The sequence below is a fragment of the Haloprofundus halobius genome, from assembly GCF_020097835.1.
Taxonomy (GTDB): domain Archaea; phylum Halobacteriota; class Halobacteria; order Halobacteriales; family Haloferacaceae; genus Haloprofundus; species Haloprofundus halobius.
The window spans coordinates 842,425-867,996 of sequence record NZ_CP083666.1 but is presented as its reverse complement, the minus strand read 5'-3'; the positions used below and the strand labels follow the sequence as shown (position 1 = coordinate 867,996).

Annotated in this window: 26 protein-coding genes and 1 pseudogene; 15 read left to right on the top strand and 12 right to left on the bottom strand. The window is 65.5% G+C overall.

The features are described from left to right. Window positions 1–12: 12 nt before the first annotated feature. The 4 genes and pseudogenes from LAQ74_RS04640 to LAQ74_RS20570 all read right to left on the bottom strand — a co-directional run. Window positions 13–1,767 (bottom strand): sensor histidine kinase, encoded by a 1,755-nt coding sequence (locus LAQ74_RS04640; RefSeq protein WP_224335529.1) that lies wholly within the window; start codon window positions 1,765–1,767, stop codon window positions 13–15. A 95-nt stretch (window positions 1,768–1,862) separates the two neighbouring features. Next, window positions 1,863–2,804, bottom strand: a complete 942-nt coding sequence (locus LAQ74_RS04635) for a UbiA family prenyltransferase (RefSeq protein WP_224335527.1) — start codon at window positions 2,802–2,804, stop codon at window positions 1,863–1,865. Between the two features lie 247 nt (window positions 2,805–3,051). Beyond that, window positions 3,052–4,470: a cryptochrome/photolyase family protein gene (locus LAQ74_RS04630; RefSeq protein ID WP_425498510.1), complete on the bottom strand. Its 1,419-nt coding sequence runs from the start codon at window positions 4,468–4,470 to the stop codon at window positions 3,052–3,054. 84 nt (window positions 4,471–4,554) lie between these two features. Next, window positions 4,555–4,946: pseudogene (locus LAQ74_RS20570) on the bottom strand (zinc-binding dehydrogenase); the annotation flags it as partial. Here LAQ74_RS20570 and LAQ74_RS04620 point away from each other — a divergent pair. Then, window positions 4,854–5,195, top strand: coding sequence for a zinc-binding dehydrogenase (locus LAQ74_RS04620; RefSeq protein WP_425498547.1), 342 nt, complete (start codon window positions 4,854–4,856; stop codon window positions 5,193–5,195). The pseudogene LAQ74_RS20570 and the gene LAQ74_RS04620 sit on opposite strands and share 93 nt — an antisense overlap. 146 nt (window positions 5,196–5,341) lie before the next feature. Further along, the gene (locus LAQ74_RS04615) at window positions 5,342–6,217 is read left to right on the top strand and encodes a DUF8054 domain-containing protein (protein WP_224335524.1); all 876 of its coding nucleotides are present in this window, start codon (window positions 5,342–5,344) and stop codon (window positions 6,215–6,217) included. A gap of 249 nt (window positions 6,218–6,466) precedes the next feature. Here LAQ74_RS04615 and LAQ74_RS20470 read toward each other — a convergent pair whose 3' ends face one another. Further along, window positions 6,467–6,604 (bottom strand): hypothetical protein, encoded by a 138-nt coding sequence (locus tag LAQ74_RS20470; protein ID WP_317987382.1) that lies wholly within the window; start codon window positions 6,602–6,604, stop codon window positions 6,467–6,469. Window positions 6,605–6,614: 10 nt separating this feature from the next. Here LAQ74_RS20470 and LAQ74_RS04610 point away from each other — a divergent pair, with 10 nt between their 5' ends. Next, a complete protein-coding gene (locus LAQ74_RS04610; protein WP_317987381.1) occupies window positions 6,615–6,857 on the top strand; it encodes a S24/S26 family peptidase in 243 nt (80 codons plus the stop codon). On the opposite strand, the gene LAQ74_RS04605 is transcribed toward LAQ74_RS04610, so the two are convergent. Beyond that, window positions 6,843–7,526 carry a 6-hydroxymethylpterin diphosphokinase MptE-like protein gene (locus LAQ74_RS04605; RefSeq protein WP_224335523.1) on the bottom strand — a complete coding sequence of 228 codons (684 nt, stop codon included), beginning with the start codon at window positions 7,524–7,526 and terminating at the stop codon, window positions 6,843–6,845. The two genes, LAQ74_RS04610 and LAQ74_RS04605, sit on opposite strands and share 15 nt — an antisense overlap. Before the next feature lie 189 nt (window positions 7,527–7,715). Continuing rightward, window positions 7,716–8,885 carry a dihydropteroate synthase gene (locus tag LAQ74_RS04600; protein WP_224335522.1) on the bottom strand — a complete coding sequence of 390 codons (1,170 nt, stop codon included), beginning with the start codon at window positions 8,883–8,885 and terminating at the stop codon, window positions 7,716–7,718. A gap of 361 nt (window positions 8,886–9,246) precedes the next feature. Between LAQ74_RS04600 and LAQ74_RS04595 the strand changes: the two genes are divergently transcribed. The 4 genes from LAQ74_RS04595 (at window position 9,247) to LAQ74_RS04580 (ending at window position 12,386) form a co-directional block, all read left to right on the top strand. After that, complete coding sequence (locus tag LAQ74_RS04595; RefSeq protein ID WP_224335521.1) at window positions 9,247–10,275, top strand: M48 family metalloprotease; 1,029 nt, start codon at window positions 9,247–9,249, stop codon at window positions 10,273–10,275. A 50-nt stretch (window positions 10,276–10,325) separates the two neighbouring features. After that, entirely contained in the window at window positions 10,326–10,922 is a 597-nt protein-coding gene (locus tag LAQ74_RS04590; protein ID WP_224335520.1) for a riboflavin synthase, read from the top strand. 79 nt (window positions 10,923–11,001) lie between these two features. After that, window positions 11,002–11,619 (top strand): DUF8114 family protein, encoded by a 618-nt coding sequence (locus LAQ74_RS04585; protein ID WP_224335519.1) that lies wholly within the window; start codon window positions 11,002–11,004, stop codon window positions 11,617–11,619. Further along, entirely contained in the window at window positions 11,616–12,386 is a 771-nt protein-coding gene (locus tag LAQ74_RS04580; protein WP_224335518.1) for an RNA methyltransferase, read from the top strand. The genes LAQ74_RS04585 and LAQ74_RS04580 overlap by 4 nt, the downstream gene beginning before the upstream one ends. 24 nt (window positions 12,387–12,410) lie before the next feature. Here LAQ74_RS04580 and LAQ74_RS04575 read toward each other — a convergent pair whose 3' ends face one another. Then, the gene (locus tag LAQ74_RS04575; protein ID WP_224335516.1) at window positions 12,411–12,851 is read right to left on the bottom strand and encodes a MaoC family dehydratase; all 441 of its coding nucleotides are present in this window, start codon (window positions 12,849–12,851) and stop codon (window positions 12,411–12,413) included. A 164-nt stretch (window positions 12,852–13,015) separates the two neighbouring features. Between LAQ74_RS04575 and LAQ74_RS04570 the strand changes: the two genes are divergently transcribed. Further along, complete coding sequence (locus LAQ74_RS04570) at window positions 13,016–14,305, top strand: MFS transporter (RefSeq protein WP_224335515.1); 1,290 nt, start codon at window positions 13,016–13,018, stop codon at window positions 14,303–14,305. A gap of 53 nt (window positions 14,306–14,358) precedes the next feature. Here the strand turns inward: LAQ74_RS04570 and LAQ74_RS04565 are convergent, their stop codons facing one another. Further along, window positions 14,359–15,315 carry a DMT family transporter gene (locus LAQ74_RS04565; protein ID WP_224335514.1) on the bottom strand — a complete coding sequence of 319 codons (957 nt, stop codon included), beginning with the start codon at window positions 15,313–15,315 and terminating at the stop codon, window positions 14,359–14,361. A 193-nt stretch (window positions 15,316–15,508) separates the two neighbouring features. On the opposite strand from LAQ74_RS04565, the gene LAQ74_RS04560 reads away from it, so the two are divergent. The 3 genes from LAQ74_RS04560 to LAQ74_RS04550 all read left to right on the top strand — a co-directional run bounded on the left by LAQ74_RS04560 (window position 15,509) and on the right by LAQ74_RS04550 (window position 16,888). Then, window positions 15,509–15,994, top strand: a complete 486-nt coding sequence (locus LAQ74_RS04560; protein WP_224335513.1) for an Lrp/AsnC family transcriptional regulator — start codon at window positions 15,509–15,511, stop codon at window positions 15,992–15,994. A gap of 85 nt (window positions 15,995–16,079) precedes the next feature. Continuing rightward, window positions 16,080–16,382, top strand: a complete 303-nt coding sequence (locus LAQ74_RS04555; protein ID WP_224335512.1) for a MazG nucleotide pyrophosphohydrolase domain-containing protein — start codon at window positions 16,080–16,082, stop codon at window positions 16,380–16,382. 200 nt (window positions 16,383–16,582) lie between these two features. Further along, window positions 16,583–16,888, top strand: coding sequence for a HalOD1 output domain-containing protein (locus LAQ74_RS04550; protein WP_224335511.1), 306 nt, complete (start codon window positions 16,583–16,585; stop codon window positions 16,886–16,888). Between the two features lie 65 nt (window positions 16,889–16,953). Here the strand turns inward: LAQ74_RS04550 and gatE are convergent, their stop codons facing one another. The 3 genes from gatE to LAQ74_RS04535 form a co-directional block, all read right to left on the bottom strand. Next, window positions 16,954–18,822, bottom strand: a complete 1,869-nt coding sequence (gene gatE, locus LAQ74_RS04545) for a Glu-tRNA(Gln) amidotransferase subunit GatE (RefSeq protein ID WP_224335510.1) — start codon at window positions 18,820–18,822, stop codon at window positions 16,954–16,956. A gap of 208 nt (window positions 18,823–19,030) precedes the next feature. Then, the gene (locus LAQ74_RS04540; protein WP_198665728.1) at window positions 19,031–19,201 is read right to left on the bottom strand and encodes an HVO_2901 family zinc finger protein; all 171 of its coding nucleotides are present in this window, start codon (window positions 19,199–19,201) and stop codon (window positions 19,031–19,033) included. A 173-nt stretch (window positions 19,202–19,374) separates the two neighbouring features. Then, a complete protein-coding gene (locus LAQ74_RS04535) occupies window positions 19,375–20,781 on the bottom strand; it encodes a class II fumarate hydratase (RefSeq protein ID WP_224335508.1) in 1,407 nt (468 codons plus the stop codon). Window positions 20,782–21,125: 344 nt separating this feature from the next. Between LAQ74_RS04535 and LAQ74_RS04530 the strand changes: the two genes are divergently transcribed. From LAQ74_RS04530 to LAQ74_RS04515, 4 genes are read left to right on the top strand one after another with little or no spacing between them, the layout of a single operon-like run. Continuing rightward, the gene (locus tag LAQ74_RS04530) at window positions 21,126–22,502 is read left to right on the top strand and encodes an ABC transporter substrate-binding protein (RefSeq protein ID WP_224335507.1); all 1,377 of its coding nucleotides are present in this window, start codon (window positions 21,126–21,128) and stop codon (window positions 22,500–22,502) included. A gap of 13 nt (window positions 22,503–22,515) precedes the next feature. Then, window positions 22,516–23,541: a carbohydrate ABC transporter permease gene (locus tag LAQ74_RS04525; protein ID WP_224335506.1), complete on the top strand. Its 1,026-nt coding sequence runs from the start codon at window positions 22,516–22,518 to the stop codon at window positions 23,539–23,541. Then, complete coding sequence (locus LAQ74_RS04520; RefSeq protein WP_224335505.1) at window positions 23,538–24,428, top strand: carbohydrate ABC transporter permease; 891 nt, start codon at window positions 23,538–23,540, stop codon at window positions 24,426–24,428. Before LAQ74_RS04525 ends, LAQ74_RS04520 begins: the two co-directional genes overlap by 4 nt. A gap of 1 nt (window position 24,429) precedes the next feature. Beyond that, window positions 24,430–25,569: an ABC transporter ATP-binding protein gene (locus tag LAQ74_RS04515; protein ID WP_224335504.1), complete on the top strand. Its 1,140-nt coding sequence runs from the start codon at window positions 24,430–24,432 to the stop codon at window positions 25,567–25,569. The last annotated feature ends 3 nt before the right edge of the window (window positions 25,570–25,572 follow it).

The window sequence follows — 25,572 nt, the reverse complement described above, 5'->3', positions numbered from 1 at the left end:
GTCGCACCCGAGTCACTCGCCGACGGGTGCGGATTCGCTCGCCTCCGCTCGACCCGGGTCTGTCTCCGACTCCCGCGGTGTCTCGCTCGTCGTCGAAACCGTCGGGACCTCGACGGTGACGACCGACCCCGTCGGGTCGTTCTCCTCGAACTCGACGGTTCCGTCGGCGATACCGACCGCCCAGACGACCAGCCAGAGCCCGAGGCCGCTGCCGTGTTCGAGCGCCGTCTCCGTTCCGCGTTCGAGCACCACCCGCTCGTGGGCGCTGATACCCGGACCGTTGTCGGCGACGACGACGCGAACCCAGCCGTCGGTAACGGTCGCGTCCACCTCGACGAGCGGGTCGGCGTCGGTGTTGTGCTCGGCGGCGTTCTCGACGAGGTTCGAGACGGCCGGTCCGAGAACCGCGTTCACGCGGACGCCGTCGGGCAGCGAACCGGCGCGCACCCGAACTTCCGAGAACTCCTCGTCGGCGTCGGCGACGCGTTTCGAGACGAGTTTGTCGAGCGGGACCGACTGTGATTCCCGACGTACCTGCTCGAAGATGTCGATGATCTGTCTGGCTTTCTCGCCCATCTCCGCGATGGATATAGCCCGCTCCTTGATGATTTCGGCGCGTTCGACATCGGTGCCGCCCTCGTCGGCGACGAGGTCGGCGTAGCCGTAGATGACGTTCGTCTCGTTGCGGATGTTGTGTCGGAGCACCCGGTTGAGAACCTCCAATCGTTGCTGGTGGCGCAGGTGTTCGTCGACGTTGTGGTACGAGACGATTCGACCGACGTTCCGGCCGTGAAAGTCGTTGACCTGTGTCACGGTGACGTCGTAGTGTCGCTGTCCGCTTCGACCGTCGACGGTGACGTACTCGGACGCCACGCCGTCGTCCGGGACGCCGTCGTATTTCGGGAGTACCTCGCGGGCGGGTCGACCCAGTATCTCTCTGGGCGTCGTTCCGAGCATCTCCGTCGCGCTCTCGTTCATGTCGACGACGTAGTCGTGGCTGTCGACCACGATGGCGGCGTCCTGCATGCGCTCGAAGACGAGTCGTCGCGCGCGATGGTTGGGCGCGGGACTGGTTCCGAGCAGGCGAAACCGGGAGAGTGCGCCGAGATAGGCGACGCCGGAGACGGCGAACGCGACGGGCGTCGGGTCCAAGCCGGGCACGGGCACCGCTCCGTACAGAAAGAGGGCGTTGCTCGCCCACGGCGCGACGGTGCCGACCAAGAGCGCGACGCTCTGTCCGCGGAACTGTGACGTTTCGCTTCGGACGTATTCGAGCAGCGGAACGGAGCCGACCAAGCCGAGCAGGTACGTGTAACTGGCGGTCACCCAGTACCACGGGCCGCCGTCTCGTCGCAGCATCACGACGTCGTTTCGTTCGACGAGTTCCGACCCGGTGTAGAGAAGGTCGTGGGAGCCACCTGTCGCCGCCAACACCAGCGTGACGACGGGAACGACCGAGAGAAGCGCGACGTACTTGAGCCGAACGTACTGGTCGCGGCCGGTGTACTCCATCGCGAACAGCACCCAGGCGACGGGGATGACGACGACGCCCACCCACTGGACGTCGGACCAGAACGTCTTGGCGGCGAGCGTCGTCGCCTCCAGTTCGAACGCGAAGAACACCGACCACCAGCTCTGTCCGACGAGCATCGCGACCAGAGGCGTCGCTCCCGGTTCGGGCCGTTCGCGCCACGCGAGTAGCGCCGCGGTCGACCCGATACCGACGGTGGCGAGTACCACGACGTACAGCTGACTGAGTGCGCTCACCGGCGTAGTGGCTGATGTAACTGCCCACCTATTAATAAATTGATGAAAATGCGCCGCAACGTACTGTCTCCCAGGTAGTCGGCGTCGGGTCGCGCTCAGACGCCCCAGACGGTGACGATCATCGCGACGCCGACGAGGAGATACTCGCACTCCGAGACGAGCGTGAGCAGTTCGTAGTCCTCGGTTCGGCCGATTCGAGAGACGACGGCTATCGAGTAGACGATACCGACGCTGAGGGCCGCGGCCGCCCCGAGCGGAATCGCGCCGATGTCGGCCGCGTAGGCGACGAGTCCGAGCGAGAACAGGTCGACGCCGTACAGCGCGTACCGCGCACCTCGGACCCCGAGGACGATGGGAAGCGTCGACACGCCCGACGCCCGGTCGCTCTCGACGTCTCCGACGTTCGGGAGTTCGGTGTCGACGACCGATCTGAGGAAGAAGTAAACGAAGACGACGCCCGCGGCGGGGGTGAACGCACGTGCGGCGAAGGCCAGCGGCAGGAACGTCAACGTAATCGCCCAGGCGAACGCCACTACGGCCGTGTTGACGACGAAGACGTCCTTGAACCGGGCGAACTGGACGCCGACGTCCGGCACCCAGTCGGAGGCGTACAACACGCCGAACATCCCCGGTAGGAGCGTGATACCGAGCGCGAGCGGGCCGCCGAGCACCGACAGCGCGATGGCGAAACCGTACGAGGCTGACGCCAACAGGTAGAGCACGTCACGGTGCCGTCTGACGAACGCGGCCTGCCGCGGATTCGACAGTTCGTCGGCGTCGACGTCGACGAGTCGGTCGTAGCTGTAGACGGCGAAGGTGACGAGCGCCACGACGACCGGCGCGAGATTCGCCTCGATACCGAGAACCATCATCACGATGGCGAGTTCCACCGTTGCGATGACCGCGAGATACGCCGAACTGTACATCAAAGCGTCGCCCGCCCGTTCGCCGTGCGTCGTCAGTCGTTCGACGATGCGCTCTCCCCACGCCGCCGTCGATTCCGTGTCTACCGTCTGGTGTGAACTCTCGTGTGCCATGTGTTTCGGTTCGACGGGACGGCAGCCATGCAGTTCCGACCCGTCGCGTTGTTGTTCGCGACGAGCGTGGACACTATAATTAATGCCCGTCTAACGTGAATCTGGCCCGATGAGAGTCCGTACGGGTTCGTGCAGGGTGTCTCTGCAGCGGCTCTGGCTCCGCGAGAAGGAGACGACCACCCGACGCCCCAGGCGTCCGGATATCGACAGCTTACTCCCTGTAACAGTTCAGATGTCGTGTAATCGACTAGTCGTCAGTCTCGCCGCGGGCGCGTTCGAACATCGAGATGGCCTCCTCGCGCCGTTCGCCGTGGTCGACGATGGGTGCCGGATAGTCGGGTGCGGCGTCCTCCCGTTCGTCGGCCGACAACTCGTGCCACGAGTGAATCGTGTCGGCGTCGACGTCCGCCAACTCGGAGACGTACTCGCGGATGTACTCGGCGTCGGGGTCGTAGCGTTCGCCCTGAGTCATCGGGTTGAACACCCGGAAGTACGGTTGGGCGTCGGTGCCCGTCGAGGCCGCCCACTGCCACCCGCCGTTGTCGTTGCCCGTGTCGTGGTCCGCGAGCAGTTCGCGGAAGTGGTCGTACCCCTCGCGCCAGTCGACGAGGAGGTCCTTCGTCAGAAACGAGGCGACGACCATCCGCAGGCGGTTGTGCCTGTACGCCGCCTCCCGCAGTTGGCGCATCCCCGCGTCGACGATTGGGTAGCCCGTCTCGCCGTCCTTCCACGCCTGCACCTCCCCTTCGTCGTTTCGCCACTCGATTTCGTTCTCGTACTCCTTGTAGTTCTCCGAGACGACCGACTGGTTGAAGTACAGCACTTGGGTGTAGAACTCGCGCCACGCCAACTGCGACTGGAACACCTCGACTGATTCCTCCCTGTCGCCGTCGGCCTCCGATTTCGCCGCCTCGGTCGCTTCGTACACCTCCCGAATCCCGATAGTTCCCCACTTGAGGTCCGCCGACAGTCGGGAGGTGGCGTCCCGCGTCGGGTAGTCACGGTCCTCCGCGTACCGGAAGATGGCGTCGTCGCAGAAATCGGCGAGTCGCTCGCGCGCCGCCTCGGTACCTGCGGTCTGGACCTCGGAGTCGGGTTCCTCGAAGCCCAACTCGTCGATAGTCGGCAACCCGTCGTCCTCGTCGATGGACGCCAACCGCTCGTCGCCGGGTTCCGGATACGGGTCGGCCTTGTCCCGGTCGAGCCACTTCTTCCAGAAGTACGTGAACACCGAGTACGGGTCGCCCGCGTTCGTCCGAATCTCTCCGGGTTCGTGGTGGACGGCGTCGCAGACGGAGTCGTACTCGATTCCCGCATCGGAGAGCGCCGCCCGAACCGCCTCGTCGCGCTCCTCGGCCAGTCCGGAGTAGTCGTCGTTCCAGACGACTCGCTCGGCGTCGAACTCCTCGACGAGGTCCACGAGCAGCGTCGAGGGGTCGCCGCGGACGGCGACGAGGTCGCTACCGCGGTCACGGTACCGCCCCCGGAGTGCCGCGAGCGAGTCGAGCATGTACCGGACTCTCGGCGCGGCGGCGTGTTCGAGGATCAGGTCGTCGAAGACGAACACGGGAACGACCTCGCCGCGACCCCCGGCGTCGTCGGCCGCCGTCGCGAGCGCGCGGTTGTCCGACACCCGCAGGTCGCGGCGGTGCCAGTACAGTTGCATGGGGTCGAGAAGGACGCAGTTTCCGTTAACTTACCGGCGGTTCGGGAAGTCGTCGCGTCGACCCGAGAGGGTCGCTCGGTCCCTTCAGAACTCGTCGATGACCGGGATACCGACCGTTCGAAGTCGGTCATCGCGTCGAGTTTCTCGGGCACGTCGTCGAGACCGACGGTCTCGGAGACGACGGCGCTCGGGTCGAGTTTGCCGCTGGCGACGAGGCGGAATATCTCGTCGTAGCGCGTCGGCGGCATCCCGAGCGACCCGATGAACTCTATCTCCTGCATCACCATCGCGTCGGTCGGCAGCGACACCATCCCCTGTTCGTCCTGCGTCGTCAACCCGATCTGGACGTGCTGGCCGCGGTTGCCGAGACTGAGCACCGAGTTCTGACACGTCGTCTCGATGCCGAGCGCGTCGACGGACACCTGCGTGCCGCCACCGGCGAGCGCTTTCACCGCACCCGGGACATCGTCGGTGTCGGCCCCGCACAGGCGGACACGACGCGTCTTCTGTTCGAGAACAAATCCGTCGTCGGCTTTCATCTCGGGCGGGCGATGCGACGCGACCCGCAGTCGGTGCTGAAGGCGATACCCGAACTGACCGAGTTGCTCGCCGACGGCGACCTCGAAGTCGTCGTCGGTGAGCGGTTCCCCCTCTCGGCGGCCGCCGACGCCCACGACTACATCGAGAACCGACGGTCGACCGGTAAGGTGGTTCTGGAACCGTAGACGCCGACGAGACACAGAGCGGTCCCCGGAGCACGCGTCGCCGTCCGAGTGTCCACGGTCGCCGGGGGACGAGTTACGCACCCCATACCTATGCCGTCACACGCGAATTAGCCGACATCGTCCGCTGCGGACGCCGAGTCGATTCGATGATACGCACACTACTCGAACGCCTGAGAGAGTCGGACTACACCGGCGAGAACCGCTGCATCCCCTGCACGGCTGCCAACGTCGGCATCGCCAGCGTCGGGGCGCTCGTGCTGTCGGTCGCCTCCCCGCCGGTCGGGGTCGCTTTCTTCGTCGTCTCAATCGCGCTCGTCTACGTCCGCGGCTATCTCGTCCCCGGCACGCCCGACCTCACGAAACGGTACTTCCCGGACTGGCTGTTGCGACGCTTCGAGAGCGCCCCCGACGCACATCCGTCGACGGCGGGCGTCCGCACGGCTCGCGATTCGGCAGCCTACGATTCCACGGTGGTCGAGTCGACGGCGGACCCGGTGTCGTTCGACCCGGAGACGTACCTGTTCGAGGTGAGCGCGCTCCGCGAGGGCGACGAGGACATCCTCCTCGACACGAGGTTCGAGCGGGCGTGGTACCGCCGTATCGACGTGCTGCGCGACGGTGACGGGGGTATCGGACAACTCGCGAAGGCCGTCGGTGTCGACGCCGAGCGGGTGTCGCTGAGCGACCACGGAAACGCCGTGGCCGCGTGGCTCGACGACGACTGGCTCGGTCAGTGGGAGTCGCGGGAGGCGTTCGCGGCGGACATGGCGGCGAGCGCCGAACTCGGCGACCGCTCCGAGAAGTGGGACCGACTCTCCGTCGACGCTCGGGGGCAGGTTCTCGCCGGGCTTCGCGCCTGCATCGAACACTGCCCGGTCTGCGGCGGTTCGGTCGAAATCGGCAAGCGCGCCGTGGAGTCGTGTTGCCGGAACTACGACGTCATCGCGGCGACGTGCGACCACTGCGACGTGCGCTACTTCGAAGCCGAGTACGACGCGGCGGACGGCGCGTTCGTCGGCTGAGGGTCGCATCCTTCGCTTCCGTTCGGCTCGTTCGTCGACCGGCACCTACCGCCAGCTCTCGGGGCGGAGAGATGAGATGATTGTCGATGCGTGTGAAACCAAGAGCGGTTCCATCACCTTCACGTGCGTTATATCGGCTGCTCAGACCGTTAGCACCGACAACCACCTCACGGTACAGAACGGTGGATGATAACTATTTTGATACGGAATTGGCGGCGAAAGTTACACCGTGGCGCACCAGTCAGCGTCTCACGGACAGCTAAGTCGGACGAGTGCCCGGAAGACCTGCCAGCGTTTGCTCCACAGTTGGTAGCCCGACGAGAGGGCGAACACGCCGAGGAAGACGCTCGCCCACAGCACCGCGGAGACGAGTGAGATTCCGGTCACTCACCGTGTCGTGAGCGTCGAACGCGACGGGAACGAACTGTCGTTCGTCACGAAAGGCGACGCCAACGAGAAAGTCGATCCCAGTCCCGTCGCCGCCGGGTCGATCGTCGGACGCGTAGTCGTCACACTCCCGTACGTCGGCTACGTCTCGACGTTCGCCGACACATCCGTCGGGTTCGTCGCCCTCGTCCTCGTCCCGTTCGGTCTCCTCGCAGTGACCGAACTCCGCGATTTCCTCCTACAGGGGATTTAGAGACGTTCTGCGGCCGTCGAGAACCGAAAACCGCTCGCCGCGGCGACGCTCCAGCCATTCGAGCAGCCGCTCGGCCCACGCGAGTTTCTTCGCCTTCGCTGCGCCGACCGTCGGGTCGTCGAACTCCCAGCCGACGAACGTCAACTCCCTGGCCCCGAACTCGTCGGCCAAGAAGGCCGCCCGGTCGCCGTCGGTGAAGCCGCCGTAGTCGACGACCGGTCCGGCGGGGGCGGCCTGCGTCGTCGCCAGTACGTACTCGGATTCGAACTGCGGCACCCACTCGCGAATGGCGGGCCGGTTGTCGCCGTGGGCGTGCGCCGCCACCGGAACGCCCTGTTGGGTCAACTCGCGCGCCGTCTCGGGGTTCTTGTCGAGGTCGGTCACCATCAGGTCGGCCTCGACGCCGTGGTCGCACAGGACGTCGACGGCCGTCGACGCTGCGAAGACGTACTCCGCGGCGGCCGCGCGTTCGACCTCCTCCTCGTCGGCGAGCGACGGCGCTGCGCCGACGACGGCGACGCTCGCCCCGTCGACGACGCGGAGGCGCGACTCGTCGAACGGTTCGGAGAGCGCCGCCAGTTCGTCGCGGGCGCGTTCGTCGGCACTCCGCTCGAAGCCGAAGTCGGCGAGAATCCGCTCGTAGACGGGTTCCCAGGTCTCGAAGTTCACGAGCGGACCGTCCCCCGTCGAGCACGGGAGCGCCGTCGCTCACCGGTCGTCGTCGCCGACGGCGTCACGCCTGCGTGGTCGCGGCGTGGGCGCTCACGGAGCGATTGCTCGGCAATAATAATACGGTATGGGCCGGAGTGGCACCAAGTACCCCTACCCGCGTGCCGTTCCGGCGTCCACTTGCTCGATTCAAGCCCGTTCGCCATAAGTTTTCTCGTACGTGAATGTTTCCGCTATCTTCTTTAGCGCGACGTCGAGACCGGCTGAGACGCCGGATGCGGCGGTTGAAGTTCGGACGAGCGACCCCGGTGTGCCGACGAGCAGTATTCGACCGGTGTCGCCGCCGACGAGCATCGCTCCCGAGTCCCTCGTCGCGGCGACGAGTGCCCCGCGCTCTTCGGGCGACAGCGACGCGAACTCGAACACGTTCGAGACGGATTCGGGCGCGGCCCGTTCGTCGCCACCGACGCGTTCGATGTGGCGGGCGGCCTCTCTCGGGGTCGTCACGTCGAGTTCTTCGACCTCGACTGCGCCCGTCTCGCGGACGCGTTCGCGTTCGAACGCCGCGCCGACGAGCGCCGCGTCGCGCGTTTCCGCCACGTCGTGGGTTCGAATCACGTGCGCACCGCGTTCGACGGCCATCGAGGTGGCCGCGAGGCTGACCGGCAGCGCTTCCTCGGTGGAGCGATCCGCCAAATCGCGGAGGAAGTTCTTGCGGTTGATGGAGACCAAGATGGGTTGACCGAACCCGCGGAACTCGCGGAGACGGCGGAACGTCTCGCGGTCGTCCGCCAGTGTTTTCGCCTCGGACCAGCCGCCGAACGCCGGGTCGACGATGGTCTTGTCGGTCAGGCCGTTCTGCTTCAGCGCCTCGTAGATGTCGTCGACTTTCTCGACCGCCCCGGGCCGTTCGAGATCCGGCGGACTCGCCATCTTGGCGACGGCGACGTCGTGGGCCTCGCACACCTCGGGCAGCTTCGGATCGGCGAAGCCACAGATGTCGTTGACCATGTCGAACCCACGCGAGAGCGCCTCGTCGGCGACTTCGTGGTACCGCGTCTCGATGGAGAACACCGCGTCGCCGGAGACGTGTTCGAGCACCTCGACGGCGGTGTCGAGGCGGTCGAGTTCTTGTTCGACAGAGAGGACCTCGAACCGCTTGTTCGCCGATTCGAGACCGATGTCGACGATGTCCGCGCCCTCGTCGATGAGCGCGGTGTCGACGAAGTCGGCGGCTTCGGCGGCGTCGTCGAAGACGCTCGGTTCGTACGGCGACTCCTCCGAGACGTTGAGCACCCCCATGATTCGGGGCGGATAGTCGTCGCCGATACCGAGACCGGCGGCGTCCACGTTTCGCATGTCTCTCCGGAAGGACGCATCCGTGATAGGCGAACCGGTGTCGGTAGTTCGGCGCTCGGTGGAGCGTCGGCTATTGCTCGATTCGAGCCTCTACTATCCAGCGCGCTCGGAACACCCGGAACTGTACCGAGCACTCGAATACGCGGCGAAGCAGTACGGGATACCGACGCCAACGCTTCAGTTGGCCGAGAGTAGCGAACCGAAAGCGTAGACGCTCGGTTTCTCCTCGGAGGAGACGACGGTGACAGTCCGACCGGGTTGCTCGCGGCACTCGACGACGCGGAGTTACGAGCGGTGTTCGCTCACGAACTCGAAACACGGGCGGCGACGGAGTTATGAAACAAGAATGAACAGTACACGCATGGACCGGTCCCTCCTCGTTCGCATGGCGCTCGCTACCGTTCTCCTCGCCGTCGTCGCCCTCGCGTTCACCGCCGCACTCGTCGCCGGATTCGCCGCGCTCGCGGCGTTTTTCGGCTGGCCGATGATCGTCGCACCTGTCGGCGCTACCGTCGTCCTCCTCGGCTTCGGTGCGCTCGAACTGACGCAGGGCGCGCGCGTCGTCCGCGAGGCCGACGCCTACGAAGTCGACGCCGAAACCGCACCACGACTCCACAGAGTCGTCCGCAGCGTCGCTCAGCAAGCCGACCTCCCGATGCCCGCAATCGCCGTCTCCGACGACGACGCGCCGGAAGCCTTCGTCACAGGCTACACCGCCGGCAGCGCGACGCTCGTCGTCTCGCTCGGCATGCTCCGCGCGCTCGACGACGCGGAACTCCGAGCCGTCGTTGCGCACGAACTCGCGCACGTGAAGAACCGCGACGTGGCGCTGATGACCGCGATTTCGGTTCCGACGGCCGTCGCCAGTCGATTACACGAACTGTCGAGCGCGACCAGCGAACGACTCACCAGCGGCAGCGGCGGCGCGGTCAGAGGACGTGGCCTCGTCTTCGTCGTCGCGTTCCTCTCGGCTGTGGTCGCGCTCGTTGCCGGCCTGTTCTCCTTTATCGGCCGCTCGCTCATCGCATCCTTCTCTCGCGTGCGCGAACTCGCCGCCGACCGCGGAGCCGTCGCCATCACAGGCGACCCGGCCTCGTTGGCGAGTGCGCTTTCGTCCATCGAGACCGAACTCGGCGAACACCCGGTCGAGGACCTCCGCAGCGCCCAGAGCGTCGCCGCGTTCACCGTCGTCTCACCCGAACAGGTCGAACCCGACGAACCCATCATGCTCGGCGCGGAGGGCGACCAACCGGCGACGATGACCTACTACTCGGACCGCTACGAGGCGTTCGTCTACCGGACGTTCCTGCGGACGCACCCGTCCGTGAGCGACCGGGTGTCGAGACTACGTGAGGCCGAGCGAGAGGTGCAGACCACGCCCGGGATGTAACAGTTCTGAGAACCATAACGAATTTCACACAACTTCGCATCCGTCAGCACATGTACACGGGACTGGTCGAAGCGACCGGCAGTATCTCGAACACCGAATCCGCCGCCGAGGGTCGACGACTCCGCGTCTCGACCGCTTTTGCCTCGGACCTCGCCGTCGGCGACAGTATCTCCGTCAGCGGCGTCTGTCTCACCGTCGAACGCCGGAGCGACGACTGGTTCGAGGCGTTCGCCACCGACGAGACCCTGAGTCGAACCTACCTCTCGGAGCTCCGCGTCGACGACGCGGTGAACCTCGAACGACCGATGCCCGCCGACGGCCGCTTCGACGGTCACGTGGTCAAGGGAACCGTCGACACTACCGGTACGGTCGCAGGAATTCGCGAGCAGGTGGAGGGCCTCGAGTTCGTCTTCGAGGTCCCTGATTCCTTTTCGGGCTACCTCGTCGAGAAGGGGGCCGTCGCCGTCGACGGCGCGTCGCTGACCGTCGCCGACTACGACGATTCGACGTTCACGGTCGCCGCGATTCCGGAGACGCTTCGGCTGACGACGCTCTCTGAGAAGGACGTCGGTGACCCTGTCCACCTCGAAGCCGACGTACTGGCGAAGTACGTCGAGCGGCGATTGGCGGTCGAAGCCGCACAGTAGACGGCCACCGCTGAATCACGGCGACTCTGTACCGCCGAAGTCACGTGCTTTTTATCCGGCGACCGGCTACCACCGTGTAATGGCGAAAGTGAGCGTCGGACTCCGCGGTTGGCGGTTCGAGGAGTCCGAGATTTTCACCGAGGAGGGCGAGTTCAGACCGCTCAACGAGATTCCGGAGGACCCTCGCCAGCGACTCCTCCGCCTGAGTCTGCTCGTCGAGAAACCGTGTCAGGCCTGCTATCTCGTCCACGGCGAGGAGAACGTCGAGCGTTGTCGGCAGGCGACCATCGTCTACGGCGAACCGCTGAACGAAGTCGTCCTCTGCGACCAGCACGAGGCCGACTTCCTCTACTGGTTCCGCGAGGCGGGCGGCCGCGAGTTCGTCGGCGACGAACTGTTCCGCGACGAGTTTCAGGAGTGGTTCGCCGACGGCGGCCGGGCACCCGACGGCTACGGCGGGATGGAACACGTCGACACCGACCCCGACGACATGCCGAGCCCGCCCGACGCGAACGAACTCCACGAACGCATCAACGAGGAGTTCGAGGGCGAACGCATCGACCTGCGCAAGTATGGACCCGACGCGGAGGACGTGGATGCGGGCGACGCGAACGGTGGCGAACCCGACGGGGAAGACGAACCCGAGGAGTTGGACCTCGAGGGTGTGGACCTCGGCCAGCAGTACCCGAAGAGATGAGCAGACAGAAACCCGTCGTCGTCGTCGTCGAACCGAAGACGCCCGGCAACGTCGGCACTATCGCACGGGCGATGAAGAACTTCGGTCTCTCCGAACTGAAACTCGTCGACCCGCCGGAACTGCACCGCGACGGCGACGCCTACGGCTTCGCCGGCCACGCCCGCGAGGACGTGTTGCCGAACGCCGAGACGGTCGAGTTCGACGATATCGTCGAGAACTACCACACCGTCGCCACCACGGCCATCACGAACGAGGACAGCCGTCGCCACGTCCGCTACCCGTTCAAGACGCCGGTCGAACTCCGTGAGAGCTTGGAAACAGTCGAGACGCGCACCGCGCTCGTCTTCGGCCGCGAGGGGACCGGCCTCGACAACGGCGAACTGGAGCAAATGGACGAAATTTGCTCGATCCCCGCCAGCGACGACTACCCCGTGCTCAACCTCGGACAGGCCGCCACCGTGCTCATGTACGAACTCCGGGAACTGACCGTCGAGGAGACGCAGTTGCCGGACGTGGAGCTGTCGCGCGCGCCCGAGGAGGACATCGAACGCTTCTACGACCTCTTCGGCGACCTGCTCGACGCGACCGGCTACGACGAGCACAAACGCGACAAGACGACGCGGCTGATGCGCCGCTTGGTCGGCCGAGCGCATCCGACCGATCGCGAGATTTCGACGCTTCTCGGCCTCTTTCGGCGGACGAACCGCCAACTCAGGCACCGTCGCCAGTTGCTCGAAACGTACGACGAACCCGACCGCTGGCGATAGCGCGTTACGAGTACGAAGTCCCGACTACTCGGGGTTCCGACCGAACATCACCAGCCCAATCATCGAGAACACCGCCTCGCCCTCTTGGTTCGTCGTCGTCGTCCGGACGTGTGCGAGACCGCGTACGTCGCTCTCGACTTCCTTCTTCAACACCTCGTTTCGCAGCGTCAGCACGTCGCCCGGTCGAACGGGGCGATACCACCGAAGTTCGTCGACCCCCTTCGCGCCCAGCGAGGCCGCCTCCGAGAGAAACCCGTCGACGAGCATCCGCATCGTCATCGACGCCGTGTGCCACCCGGAGGCGATGAGACCGCCGTACATCGTCTCCTCGGCTCGTTCGGGGTCGACGTGGAAGAACTGCGGGTCGTAGCGCTCGGCGAACTCGACTATCTCCGCCTCGGTCACTTCGTACTCGCCGAACTCGGTCGTCGCTCCCGCTTCCAGATCCTCGAAGTAGATCGGCATGGTCGCTCAAAGACGCGAGCGGCGCAAATAGTTTGCCCGCGGTCGCCCGACGTCGGCACCGCCGCTCGCCGACCGTCCCTCGCCGACCGCCGCTTCCACAACCGTATTGCGTCGAGACTCCGAAGCGGGAGTATGGCGCGGTCAGGTGCGGTGAGTTCGGACTGATGGCGAACCGATTGGGAGTCGACCCCCAAGTGTTGGCGCTGGCGCTGGCGCGGATGACCGAGTCGGTCGGCAACTCGTTTCTCATCGTGGTGCTTCCGCTTTTCATCGGGAGCGAGTTCGTCACCGGTAACTCGTTCGGGCTGACCGAAGTCGCCATCACCGGCGTCGTGCTCTCGCTGTTCGGTTTCGTCAACAGCCCGCTACAGCCCTTCACCGGGCGGCTCTCCGACCGCACGGGCAAGCGCAAAATCTTCGTCCTCGTCGGCCTGTCGCTCATCGGCGTCGCCAGTTTCTCGTACTCGTTGGCGTCGTCGTACTGGCATCTCGTCGGCCTGCGCGTGCTCCAGGGCGTCGCCGGCGCGCTCATCATTCCGACCACCGTCGCGCTCGTCAACGACCTCGCGTCGGAGACGAACCGCGGCGGCAACATGGGGACGTACAACACGTTCAGGCTCGTCGGCTTCGGCGTCGGTCCCATCGCGGCGGGAGCCGTCGTCTCGGCCGGCCCGTACGCGGTCGAATTCGGGGGGATGGCGGCCGAGTTCAGCGGCTTCGACGCCGCGTTCTACTTCGCCACCCTCACCGCGAGCGTCAGCTTCTTTCTCATCCTCTCGTTGATTCGCGACCCCGAGGAGATAGACGCCGACGCGCGAGACGAGACGGACGCCGGCGCTCTCGACGGGTTCTCCGTCTTCGACCCGGCCGGCCGTGGTGTTCTGGACCCGGTGTTCACGCTCGGCGTCGTCTCCTTCTTCATGGCGGTCGGCATCGCGCTGTTCGCCACGCTGGGCGACATCATCAACGCCCGACTCGATCAGGGGCCGACGCTGTTCGGCCTGCAGTTCGCGGCGTTCGTCCTCGCACAGATATTCCTCCAGGTGCCGGTCGGTCGAGCGACCGACTTCTACGGCCGAAAGAGGTTCATCGTGGTCGGGATGGCACTGTTGGTCCCGACGACGTTCGTGCAAGGGATGCTGTACGACCCGTGGCTGATGTTCGCCGCCCGCTTCGCGCAGGGCGTGGCGGGGGCGATGGTGTTCGCGCCAGCGCTCGCGCTAGCGGGCGACCTCGCGCCCGACGGCAAGTCGGGGACGACGCTCTCGGTGTTGACGATGGCGTTCGGCTTCGGCGTCGCCTTCGGCCCGCTGGCGGCGGGTTTTCTGGTCTCGTTCGGCTTCGTTGTCCCGTTCGCCTTCGGCGCGTCGCTGGCGGCCGTCGGCGTCGTCTTGGTGTGGACGCAGGTCGAAGAGACCGTCACGGTGCGGCGCTCGCCCTTCTCGGCCGACTGACCGAATCGTCTCGGGAGGCGACGTATCGATTCGGGTGACAACGTATCGGTTCGTCAGTCAGCGTCCGGGTAGGCGTCGTTCGGAACCGGCGCGTCGCCACCGACGAATGCGCGGAGCGCGTCCCGCTTCAGCACGCCGAACCCGGTGAAGATGGCGACGAAGCCGACGAACGCGTTCGCCTCGACGACGTGGCCGACGAGCGCCGCACTCGCGAGCGTCGCGACGACCGGTTCGGCGTAGCCGATGAGGTTGATTTCGGTCGGTCCGGTCCGGTCGAGCAACTCGAAGTAGAGCAGGAAGCCGACGACGCCGGAGACGAACGTCAGGTAGAGAAAGGACACGACGGCGACCGGCGTGACGTGGACCGCCGCGAGCGACTCGCCGCGCAGCGCGCCGCCGACGAACAGCGAGCCCGCGCCGAGCAGCATCGCCCACGCCTCCATCGACACGAGCGGCAACTCGGAGTCGAGCGGCCGAGTCAGTACGGAGCCGAGCGCGAACGAAACGGCGCTGAGGAACACGAGCGCGACGCCGAGTGCCGACCCGAGTTCGAGCGACGTCGGGTCGGGCGCGACGAGGACGACGACGCCGACGAGGCCGAGACCGAGGCCGACGAGTTCGCCGGCGCTCAGCCCCTTCGACGGGAGGAGCGCACTCGCGCAGACGGCGGTCAGAACGGGCGTGAGACTGATGACGACGGCCGCGACGGGGGCGGAGACCTGGAGCTCACCGAGATACAGCATCCCGTGGTACGCGCCGATGAGAAACAGCCCGGCGATGCTCACGACGAGCCACTCGTCGCGACCCGACGGTACCCACCGGTCTGCCGTCGCGACGGCGTACGCGAAGACGACTGCGCCCGCGACGGCGTAGCGCGCACCCGCGAAGTACAGCGGCGGAACGTAGTGGAGGCCCACCTCGATGGCGACGAAGGAGGTTCCCCAGAACACGGCGAGGAGGGTGAACAGTACTGCGGTCGAATGTTGGCGATAGAGACGACGGAGAGACATTGGTTCGTACTACGTTCGTATTTGCTCTTCATTCTTAAATTTGTCTACAATAAAATCAGTTTGGATAGAACGTGATAGACCTCAATGAGGGGACGTTAGAGAAACTCGCGAGTCTCCGCAATTGAGTTAGAGATTCGTTCAATATGGCACCTCGTCGGAGCCTACATACGGGAGTCGTCCGAACCGACTGGCTATGGACGAACGCGACATCACGCTTCTGAAGGCCATCTCCGACCTCGGAACCGGTAGTCCCGAGCGCCTCCACGAAGCGACCGGCATCCCGGTGTCGACGATTCACTACCGGTTGAACAACCTGAAGGAGGACGGCGTCATCGAGAACGACCTCTACGACGTGGATTTGGAGAAGTTCGGCCTCGGTGTCACCGTCATCGTCGAGGTGCTGGCCGACTACAGCGGCTCGTACGAGGACGTCGGCGAGAAACTCATGGAGATCGAGGGAGTCACGCAGACGTACTTCACGATGGGCGAGACAGATTTCATCGTCATCGCGCGGCTCACCGGCAGCGAGATGGTCGAACGGCTCATTTCGGAGTTCGAAGCCGTCGAGGAAGTCGACCGGACGAACTCGACGTACGTCATCTCGACGCTGCGGGACAGCCAACGAGTGCTGCAGAGCTACAGCGTCGAGACGCTCGTCGAGGAACTCGCCGAAGAGTAGTGACCGATCACGACTACTCTTCGCGACCGGACTTACCAGCGGCGCTCAGCTACCGGCTAAGACCCTGGCGGTCGACTCCGGACACATGCAGGAACAACAGCGGGTAGCGACGTTTCTCGAAGAACACGACATGCAGACGGAACCGGAGTTTCGCCTGCTCGCGCTCGTCTCGGAACTCGGCGAACTCGCCAAGGACGTCAACGAGTCGTCTGACTACGGGAGCAATCGCTGGACGATAGACGTCAAACGCGACGAAGTGGGCGACGTGCTGGTCGCGCTGTTGGGGTTCGCAGACTCCCTCGACATCGACGCGAGCGAAGCGCTGGACGACGCGCTCTCGAAGTATGAAACGCGCATCGAGGAGACCGGCGACCCCTCCTCCGAGTAGTAGCGGTCGTGATTTCGTCGGACGCGCGCTCGAATCGGCTCGCGGAGTACCGCGCTCGCGATCTCGTCGTCGGGTTCCCGGCGGCGCGTTACGGTCACCGTGCCGTATCAGTTCTTCGAGACGACACTCGCGCGCGTGTGGAAGCAGCCAAATTTGGGAGAATACGCCGGGTTATGCTTCCCGATGACGTAACGCGTCTAATGTCGACACAGAACCACGTGAGCAGCGCTTCGGTTTCGAACGGCTACTGCGCCCTGTTCAACCCCTACGTCGACTCCGTCGTCGAGGAACTCGTGGAGACGGTCTCCTCGATCCGCGGTGCGACGCCCGTCGAGCTTTCGCCCCTCTACCCCGTCGTCGACCCGGACGCGCTGGAGTCGCTGTTCGGGCGGTCGAACGCGCGCGAGCGGGAGAGCCACTACGCCGTCACCTTCGAGTACGAAGAGTTCGAGGTGACGATTCGCAGCGGCGGCTGTATGACGCTCGACCCCACCGAAGCGACGTAGCCTGCGGTCGACTCGTCCGGAAACCGAACTGAACCGAGCCGAACCGAAGATCCGAGGTGCTCGACTCAGGTGCGCTTCTGAATCTCTTCTCGCAGCACGCTGCTCACGACCTCGCCGTCGGCGCGGCCGCGGAGCGCGCCCATCGCCTCGCCCATCAGTCCCGAGAAGGCGGCCATTCCCTCCTCTTCGACCTGTGCTTCGTTGCGTTCGACCACGTCGACGACGGCCTCGCGCACCTCGTCCTCGCCGACGCCCGAGAGACCCGCCTCCTCGACGGCTTCCTCGGCCGACAGCTGCGGTTTCTCCGCCAGGAGCGTCAGCACCTCGTTGACGCCTTCTTTGGCGAGGTCACCGGCGGTGACGAGTTCGACGACGGCCAGGAAGTGGTCGTCGTCGAGGTTCTCGACGGCCACGTCGTCGCGCCGCAGTTCGGTGACGGTGCTCTCGACCAGGCCGGCGACGAACGTCGGGTCCGCGCCGTCACGAACGGCTCGCTCGAACAGCGGCATCCGGCGGCCGTAGGCCACCTGTTCGGCGAGTCCCGCGTCGAGGCCGAACTCCTCCTGGTAGCGCTCGACCTTCTCGGTGAGTAGTTCGGGCACCTCGACCTCCGAGGGGTCGGGTTCGACCGGCGGGACGTCCGTCTCGGGGTACATCCGCGCCGCGCCCGGCAGCGGGCGCAGGTAGCGCGTCGTGCCGTCCTCGTTCGCGCCGCGGGTTTCCTCGGGGACGCCCTCGATGGCGGCCTCCGCGCGTGCCGCCGCCGCGTCGATGGCGAGGTCGGCGGTCTGAGAGTCGGCGGCGACGATGGCTACCGCGTCCTCGTCCTCGGCACCGACGGCCTCGCGCAGTACGTCGACCTCCTCTTCGGTGATGCCGTAGGCGGGAAGTTCGTCGGTGTGGAAGATGCCGCCCGCGCCGTGACGCTTGGCATGGTCCGACAGTTCAGTCCCGAGGCGGCGGTCCGGTTGGAGTTCGCGGCCGACGAGGCCGTCGAAACCGGCGAGGCGGACGCCAGTAACCTTCCCTCCAGAATCGAGTGCGCCGCGAATAACTCCAGAATCGCTGTCGGCGAACACGTCGGTCACGTCCTGCGGGTCGCCGACGTGAGCGCCTCGCCCCTGTAACTCGTCGCGGATGGCGAGCAGTTCGACCTGTCGGCCGACCTCGTTGCGGACGATGTCGTCGATGTCGTCGAGGCTCTGGACGCCTTTCATCTCCACGCGCGCGCCGTCGGCGATGGAGACGTTCACGTCCTGTCGAATCGTGCCGAGGCCGCGCTTGACCTTGCCCGTCGACCGCAGCAGCATGCCGATAGTCTCGGCCGCTTCGTGGGCCTGTTCGGGCGAGGAGATGTCCGGCTTGGTGCCGATCTCCACGAGTGGAATACCGAGGCGGTCGAGACCGTAGAGGACGCCGTCGTCGCGCTCCTCGATGCGCTGGGCGGACTCCTCTTCGAGCATCAGGTCCTCGATGCCGACTGCGCCTTCGCTCGTCTGGATTTCGCCGTCCTGGGCGACGAGCGACGAGCGCTGGAAGCCCGACGTGTTCGACCCGTCGACGACGATTTTCCGCATCACGTGCGCCTGGTCGACGACCGACATCCGCATGAGTTCGGCTATCTGCATCCCGACGTCGAGCGCTTCGCGGTCGAGTTCCGCCGGCGGCTCGTCGTCCTCCTCGACGAGGCAGGTGGTGTCGTAGGCGAGGTACTCGAACTCGCGGTCGACGCGGCTCTCTTCGAGCGCCGCCTCGTCGATCTCGCCGAGTTCGCTCCGCGTGGGGTGGAGGTAGCGCGTGAACGTCCGCGTCGCCTCCTCGGGTTCGCGGCGCACCGTCGGCGAGTCGCAGAACAGCTTCGTCGCGGTGTCGAGTTGCTGGTGAATCTCCAGCCCCGCCACGAGGCCGAGCTCCTCGTAGTCGTACTCCGTCATTGTCTCTCCCTGTGCGCGGGGGGCGTAAAAATGGTTCAGTCTCCCGTCCGCGAGCCGCCGGTGGACACTCGTCGGCGGAGACGGAAATGTGGGGAAGAACGTGGGAGATGAGAGCGTCCGACACGGGTCGCGTTCGACCGTCGTCGGTGAGCAACAGCGGGCCGCAGTAACTCGGTTTTCGTGTCGATACGGTGATAGTGATGAGCGTTCAGGCGCGTCGAAGCCCCTCGCCGAGTCCCTCGGCGTCGCAGTCGTCTTCGGGGCATCGATAGTGCCAGCCGTCGCGGGTGGCTTGGCCCTCGGGGAATTCGGCTCCGCACTTTCGGCACAGCAACATGTCGCGGCCCTTCGACTCGCGTAGGACGTTCATCCCGACCATAGCGGGAAAATCACGCGCACACCCCATCAAGATGTCGCTTTTCGCCGGTTTCGTGAACTGTTCTCGCGTCGTGTCGCCGTCTGTCGATTTCGTCGTCGCGGACCGGTGTCGAATGCGAACAGTCGTCAGCGGCTGATAGACCTGACGGGTACCGACGCCGACGTTCCGTCGGCTCAGTCGTCGCCGAGGATGCCGCGGTGAGTCATCTTCTCGGGGTCGAGCACCTCGTCGGCCTCCGCCTCGGTGAGGTAGCCCTCCTCGACGGCGACTTCGCGGACCGTCTTGTTCTCCGCGAGCGCCTTCTTGGCGACTTTCGACGCCTTGTCGTAGCCGATGGCGGGGTTCAGCGCCGTCGCCAGCGCCATACTCCGCTCGACCTGCTCGGCGACGTACTCCTCGTTGGCTTCGAGCTTGCGGACGAAGCGGTCGGCGAACACGGTAGCCGAGTTCGAGAGCAGTTCGGACGACTGGAGGAAGTCGTGCGCCAGCACCGGTTTGTAGAGGTTGAGGTCTATCTGGCCCTCCGCGGCTCCGGCTGCGACGGCGGCGTCGTTGCCGACGACCTGCTTGTGGACCTGGTTGACCGCCTCGGCGACGACCGGGTTGATCTTGCCGGGCATGATGGAGCTACCGGGCTGGTTCTCCGGTTGCTCTAGCTCGCCGAGGCCGTTTCGGGGGCCGGACGCCAGCAGCCGGAGGTCGTTGGCGATCTTGTTCATCGACCCCGCGACCGTTCGGAGCGCGCCGTGGGCCTCGCTCATCGCGTCGTGGGCGGCCTGCGCCTCGAAGTGGTCGTCTGCCTCGCGGAACTCGATGCCCGTCTCCTCAGAGATGTACTCGGCGGCCTTCTCGGGGAACTCGGGGTGGGTGTTGAGTCCCGTTCCGACGGCCGTCCCGCCGAGCGCCAGCTCCGAGAGGTGTTCGCGGGTGTTCTCGACGCGGCGGACGCCTTTCTCTATCTGGGTGCGGTAGCCGCCGAACTCCTGACCGAGGCGGACCGGCGTCGCGTCCTGCAGGTGCGTTCGCCCGGTCTTGACGACGCCGTCGAACTCCTCTTCTTTCTCGCCGAGCGCCTCGGCGAGCTCCGACAGCGCCGGAATCAGGTCCTTCTCGACGGCTCCGAGCGACGCGACGTGCATCGCGGTCGGAATCACGTCGTTCGAGGACTGCCCGAAGTTGACGTGGTCGTTCGGGTGAACCTCGCGGGAGCCGATTTCGGCGCCGACGAGTTCGGCGGCGCGGTTGGCGATGACCTCGTTTGCGTTCATGTTCGACGACGTTCCGGACCCGGTCTGGAACACGTCGACCGGGAACTGGTCGTCGTGGTCGCCGGCGATGACCTCGTCGGCGGCGTCGACGATGGCGTCGGCTTTCTCCTCGGGAATCAGCCCGAGTTCACGGTTGGCCTGCGCGGCGGCCTTCTTGACGACGCCGAGCGCGCGGACGAACCGCCGTCCGAACGTGATGCCCGAGATGGGGAAGTTCTCCACGGCGCGCTGGGTCTGTGCGCCCCAGTACGCGTCGGCCGGTACCTGCATCTCGCCGAGGCTGTCCCGCTCCGTGCGGTACTCGTCGCTCATGGTCGCCCCCACGTGGAGCGGCGCGTAAAAGCCACCGATACCGGCCGACTCGCCCCGGAGACCGGTCGGACCCCGCGACTGATCCGTCGTCGGTTGACATCCTCCCGCGCCTGAAGACGCGGGAATCCCACGGCACCGCACCGCTGAGTTGGGATATTACGGTTCGCGGTTCACAACCTGTTCTCGTGGGGCGAAACGGCCCTCACTACGGTCGATCCGTCGCTGTCCGGTACTCACCTGTCCGTCAGACCGTGTGACGACGATTCACTCGAAATCGAGCAAAGGGGACAATACTTAACTGTCGTTACAGAACATATGAGACCGTATCTCTCCAAGGAAAGATCATGACAAAAAACGACGACACGCTCCCTCGACGCACGTATCTGAAGCTGACCGGCCTCGTGGGGACCGCGGGCGTGACGGCGCTCGCCGGTTGTTCACAGGGCGGTGACGGCGACGGCGACGGAAACGACAGCCAGGGCGGCCAAACAGGCGATGGCAACGGTTCCGACAGCGGAAACGACTCCGGGGGCGAAGACGGCGGCGGAGAACAACTCGAAATCGTTCACTGGTGGACCGCGGGCGGAGAGGAGGACGCACTGAACGCGCTCCTCGAGGGCTTCGTCGAGCAGACGGACTACAGCGAAGACGACATCAACAACAACCCCGCGCCCGGCGGCGCGGGCAGCGCGCTCGACACGGTCATCCAGAACCGCGTGCTCAACGAGAACCCGCCGAGCACGTTCCAGATATGGCCGGGACAGGCGCTGACGCCGTACACGGACGCGGACGTGCTGGAGGACATCGGCGACATCTGGTCGGGCGAGATGGAGGAGGCGTACCTCGAAGGCGTCAGACAGCTCGCCCAACCGGCCGGCAACTACGTGAGCGTCCCCATCAACATCCACCGGCTGAACAACCTCTTTTACAACGTCTCGGTCGTCGAGGAGGCGGGCGTCGACATGCAGAACGTCTCGAACCCGCAGGAACTCACGCAGGTGATGCAGACCATCGCCGACGAGACCGACGCCACGCCGATGGCGCACCAGACTCAGTCGCCGTGGTCGTCGCTACAGCTCTGGGAGGCGGTGTTCCAGGGCCAGCAGGGCGTCGAGGCCTACAACCAGTTCACGGACGGCAACGTCAGCGACCATGAACAGGGCGTCAAAGACGCGCTCCAGACGGTGAAGGACTACAGCGAGTTCTTCAACGACGACGCCGGTTCCATCACGTGGGACCAGGGCAACAGCAAGGTCATCGAGGGCGACGCGGCGATGATTCACCAGGGCGACTGGGCCGCGGGGCAGTACGAGAGCGCCGAGGACTTCGCGTACGAAGAGGACTGGAACCACGTCGCGTTCCCCGGTACCGAGGGGCTCTACGCCATCGTCCCCGACTCGTTCGTCTTCCCGACGAACAACCCGTCGCCGGACGTCACCTCGGCGTTCCTCGAGTACTGTGGCTCCGTCGACGCCCAAGAGCGGTTCAACCCGGTCAAGGGCTCGATTCCGCCGCGAACCGACGTCCCGAACGAAGAGTTCGGACCGTTCCTGCGGTCCCAGCGCCAGGAGTTCGAGGACTCGGAAAACCAGCCGCCGACCATCGCCCACGGGACGGCCGTCAACCCGGAGATCAAGAGCAACCTCGAGGAGGCGTTCGCCGGCTTCAACGAGAGCTGGAACGTCGACGAGACGTACAACCGCATGACGAACGCGTTCTAGACGCCTCTTCGACATGCGAGGTTTCATCCTTCGACTGTTGGGCCGCACCGGCGACAGCGGCGGTGCTGGTGCCGACGCGCGAACAGATGGTGATGCGCGAACCGACGGCGGCACGACGACGCAGGAGACCGCAGTCGGGCAATCGCGCCTGACGAGTGTCCTCGACAGCGAGTTCGTCCGGTCGCTGCCCTTTTGGCTCCCGGCGGCGCTGTTCATGGGGCTGTTCGTCTACGGCGCCATCGGCTGGAACTTCGTCATCTCGCTGACCGACTGGTCGGGACTGCAACCCGACCCCGACTACGGCACGCTCGGCTTCGAGATGTACGGACAGATGCTGTCGGACCCGACGTTCATCACGGCGGCGCGGAACACGGTCGTCCTCTTGGTGGCGTTCACCGCGGTGACGCTCCTTCTCGGGCTGGTGTTGGCGATTCTCGTCGACCAGCAGATTCGCTTCGAGAACACGCTCCGAACCATCTACCTGCTCCCGATGAGCCTCTCGTTCGTCGTGACCGCCATCTTCTGGGCGTGGATGTACAACCCCGAAATCGGGGTGATAAACGTCTTCCTGCGGACGGTCGGCCTCGGCTACTTCGCGCAGGCGTGGATCAGCGACCCGCAGTTCAAACTCGCCGCGGTCATCTTCGCGCTGATGTGGCAGTTCTCCGGTTACTGTATGGTCGTCTACCTCGCCGGGCTCAGGGCGATACCGACCGAGCAGTACGAGGCGGCCAAAACCGACGGGGCGAGTTCGTATCGAATGTACCGCCGCGTCATCATCCCGCAGTTGCGCGCGTCGACGACGAGCGCGGCGGTCGTGCTGATGGTGTTCGCGCTGAAAGCGTTCGACTTCCTGTTCGTCCTGTTCGGTCCGGTACCCGGTCCCTCCGCGGATATCCTCTCGGTGATGATGTTCCGCGAGGCGTTCCGTTCGACGAACTGGGCGTACGGGTCGGCCATCGCTACCGTCCTCTTCCTGATGGCGCTCGGCGTCATCGGTCCGTACCTCTACCTGCAGTACACCCGAGGTGACCTATGAGCAATCGACGTGAGACCCGAGACGAATCGAGATTCGACATCGACAAGCGGCGCGTGGGCGTGTACGCCGCCCTGCTCGCGATGGTCGCGTTCTACCTCGCGCCGCTGGAGAGCGGTCTGATGACGGCGTTCAAGACCCAGGACGCGTTCTTCGGGTCGACGCCGTTCGCCCCGCCGCCGCCGTCGGGGGTCACCGTCGCCCCGTGGTTCGAGGCGTGGAGTCGACTGCAGCAGGGCGTGTTCAACAGCATCCTGCTCGCCGTGCCGGCGACGATTCTGTCGGCTATCTTCGGCTCGCTCGCGGCGTACGGACTGACGAACGTGAACTGGCGGGGACAGGTGGCCGTCATCGTGCTGTTCGTCGCCGGCATCTTCGTCCCGTACCAGTCGGTGCTGGTGCCGCTGACGCAGTTCTGGACGATGGTCGACCTGCCCGGCCTGCTCGCGGCCGTCCCGGTGCTCGCCGACCGCGCGCAGTTGATAGAGCTCATCCTGACGCACACGGCCTACGGTATCCCCATCTGCACCATCCTCTTTCGGTCGTACTACGCGACCATCGACGCGGAGATGCTGGAGGCGGCCCGACTCGACGGGGCGACGGTGGGACGCATCTACTGGAAGATCATCCTCCCGCTGTCGGTGCCCATCTTCGCGGTGACGCTCATCTACCAGTTCACCCAGATCTGGAACGATCTGCTGTTCGCGCTCGTCATCCTCTCGGACCCGAGCAATCAGGTCGTCACCCTCTCTCTGAACCAGTTGAAAGGCTCGATGGTCCAGCAGTACAACCTCCAGATGGCGGGCGCGTTCGTCGCGGCGCTTCCCACGCTCGTCGTCTACGTCCTGTTCGGCGAACAGTTCGCGGAAGGCGTCGCGGGAGAATCCTAACATGGCACAACTCACACTCGACCACGTGACGAAAGTGTTCGACGACAACGGAACCGACGTCGTCGCCGTCGACGACGTGAACATCGACATCGACGACGGGGAGTTCCTCGTGCTCGTCGGCCCCTCCGGCTGCGGAAAGTCGACGACGCTCCGGATGGTCGCCGGACTGGAGACCGTCACGAGCGGCGAGATCCGACTCGACGACACCGTCATCAACGACCGGTCGCCGCGGGATCGCGACATCGCGATGGTGTTCCAGTCGTACGCGCTCTACCCGCACATGACCGTCCGCGAGAACATGTCGTTCGGCCTCGAGGAGTCGACGGAGATGTCGAACGACGAGATACGCCGAAAGGTGACCGAGACCGCCGAGATGATGGACATCGGCGACCTCATCGACCGCAAACCGCGCGAACTCTCCGGCGGGCAGCAACAGCGCGTCGCGCTCGGGCGCGCCATCGTCCGCGACCCCGAGGTGTTCCTGATGGACGAACCGCTGTCGAATCTCGACGCCAAACTCCGGTCGGGGATGCGCACCGAACTCCAGCGTCTCCAGGAGGACCTCGGCGTAACGACGATGTACGTCACCCACGACCAGACGGAGGCGATGACGATGGGCGACCGCATCGCCATACTCAACGACGGAAGACTCCAGCAGGTTGCGACGCCGCTGGAGGCGTACCACCAGCCCGCCAACCAGTTCGTCGCCGGCTTCATCGGCGAACCGTCGATGAACTTCTTCGAGATGGAACTGCAGGGCGACAGACTCGTCGGCGACGAGTTCGCCTACCCGCTCTCGCAGAGCACTCGCGAGAGCCTCGGCGACTCGACGCGCGTCGTCCTCGGCGTCCGCCCCGAGGACGTCGAACTCGTCTCCGACGTCACCGGCGACCACGACTACGAGACGGTCGTCGACGTGGTCGAGCCGATGGGCAACGAGAACAACGTCTATCTGAGCTTCACCGCCGACAGCGACGTCACGTTCGTCGCGACCATCGGCGGGATGCGCTCGGTGGAGGCCGGACAGCCGGCCGTCGCACACATCCCCGAGTCGGCGATTCACCTCTTCGACGCCGAGACCGGAGAGACGCTCAAAAACCGGTCGCTCGAAGAACTCGAAGACACCGAACCACGGCTGTGAACG

What these genes read in the sequence shown, in the direction of transcription:
- LAQ74_RS04635 (WP_224335527.1), bottom strand. Translation starts at nt 2,804, where the DNA reads ATGGCACACGAGAGTTCACACCAGACGGTAGACACGGAATCGACGGCG.
- LAQ74_RS04630 (WP_425498510.1), bottom strand. Translation starts at nt 4,470, where the DNA reads ATGCAACTGTACTGGCACCGCCGCGACCTGCGGGTGTCGGACAACCGC.
- LAQ74_RS04615 (WP_224335524.1), top strand. Translation starts at nt 5,342, where the DNA reads ATGATACGCACACTACTCGAACGCCTGAGAGAGTCGGACTACACCGGC.
- LAQ74_RS04600 (WP_224335522.1), bottom strand. Translation starts at nt 8,885, where the DNA reads ATGCGAAACGTGGACGCCGCCGGTCTCGGTATCGGCGACGACTATCCG.
- LAQ74_RS04595 (WP_224335521.1), top strand. Translation starts at nt 9,247, where the DNA reads ATGGACCGGTCCCTCCTCGTTCGCATGGCGCTCGCTACCGTTCTCCTC.
- LAQ74_RS04590 (WP_224335520.1), top strand. Translation starts at nt 10,326, where the DNA reads ATGTACACGGGACTGGTCGAAGCGACCGGCAGTATCTCGAACACCGAA.
- LAQ74_RS04585 (WP_224335519.1), top strand. Translation starts at nt 11,002, where the DNA reads ATGGCGAAAGTGAGCGTCGGACTCCGCGGTTGGCGGTTCGAGGAGTCC.
- LAQ74_RS04580 (WP_224335518.1), top strand. Translation starts at nt 11,616, where the DNA reads ATGAGCAGACAGAAACCCGTCGTCGTCGTCGTCGAACCGAAGACGCCC.
- LAQ74_RS04575 (WP_224335516.1), bottom strand. Translation starts at nt 12,851, where the DNA reads ATGCCGATCTACTTCGAGGATCTGGAAGCGGGAGCGACGACCGAGTTC.
- LAQ74_RS04570 (WP_224335515.1), top strand. Translation starts at nt 13,016, where the DNA reads ATGGCGAACCGATTGGGAGTCGACCCCCAAGTGTTGGCGCTGGCGCTG.
- LAQ74_RS04565 (WP_224335514.1), bottom strand. Translation starts at nt 15,315, where the DNA reads ATGTCTCTCCGTCGTCTCTATCGCCAACATTCGACCGCAGTACTGTTC.
- LAQ74_RS04560 (WP_224335513.1), top strand. Translation starts at nt 15,509, where the DNA reads ATGGACGAACGCGACATCACGCTTCTGAAGGCCATCTCCGACCTCGGA.
- LAQ74_RS04555 (WP_224335512.1), top strand. Translation starts at nt 16,080, where the DNA reads ATGCAGGAACAACAGCGGGTAGCGACGTTTCTCGAAGAACACGACATG.
- LAQ74_RS04550 (WP_224335511.1), top strand. Translation starts at nt 16,583, where the DNA reads ATGTCGACACAGAACCACGTGAGCAGCGCTTCGGTTTCGAACGGCTAC.
- gatE (WP_224335510.1), bottom strand. Translation starts at nt 18,822, where the DNA reads ATGACGGAGTACGACTACGAGGAGCTCGGCCTCGTGGCGGGGCTGGAG.
- LAQ74_RS04540 (WP_198665728.1), bottom strand. Translation starts at nt 19,201, where the DNA reads ATGGTCGGGATGAACGTCCTACGCGAGTCGAAGGGCCGCGACATGTTG.
- LAQ74_RS04535 (WP_224335508.1), bottom strand. Translation starts at nt 20,781, where the DNA reads ATGAGCGACGAGTACCGCACGGAGCGGGACAGCCTCGGCGAGATGCAG.
- LAQ74_RS04530 (WP_224335507.1), top strand. Translation starts at nt 21,126, where the DNA reads ATGACAAAAAACGACGACACGCTCCCTCGACGCACGTATCTGAAGCTG.
- LAQ74_RS04525 (WP_224335506.1), top strand. Translation starts at nt 22,516, where the DNA reads ATGCGAGGTTTCATCCTTCGACTGTTGGGCCGCACCGGCGACAGCGGC.
- LAQ74_RS04520 (WP_224335505.1), top strand. Translation starts at nt 23,538, where the DNA reads ATGAGCAATCGACGTGAGACCCGAGACGAATCGAGATTCGACATCGAC.
- LAQ74_RS04515 (WP_224335504.1), top strand. Translation starts at nt 24,430, where the DNA reads ATGGCACAACTCACACTCGACCACGTGACGAAAGTGTTCGACGACAAC.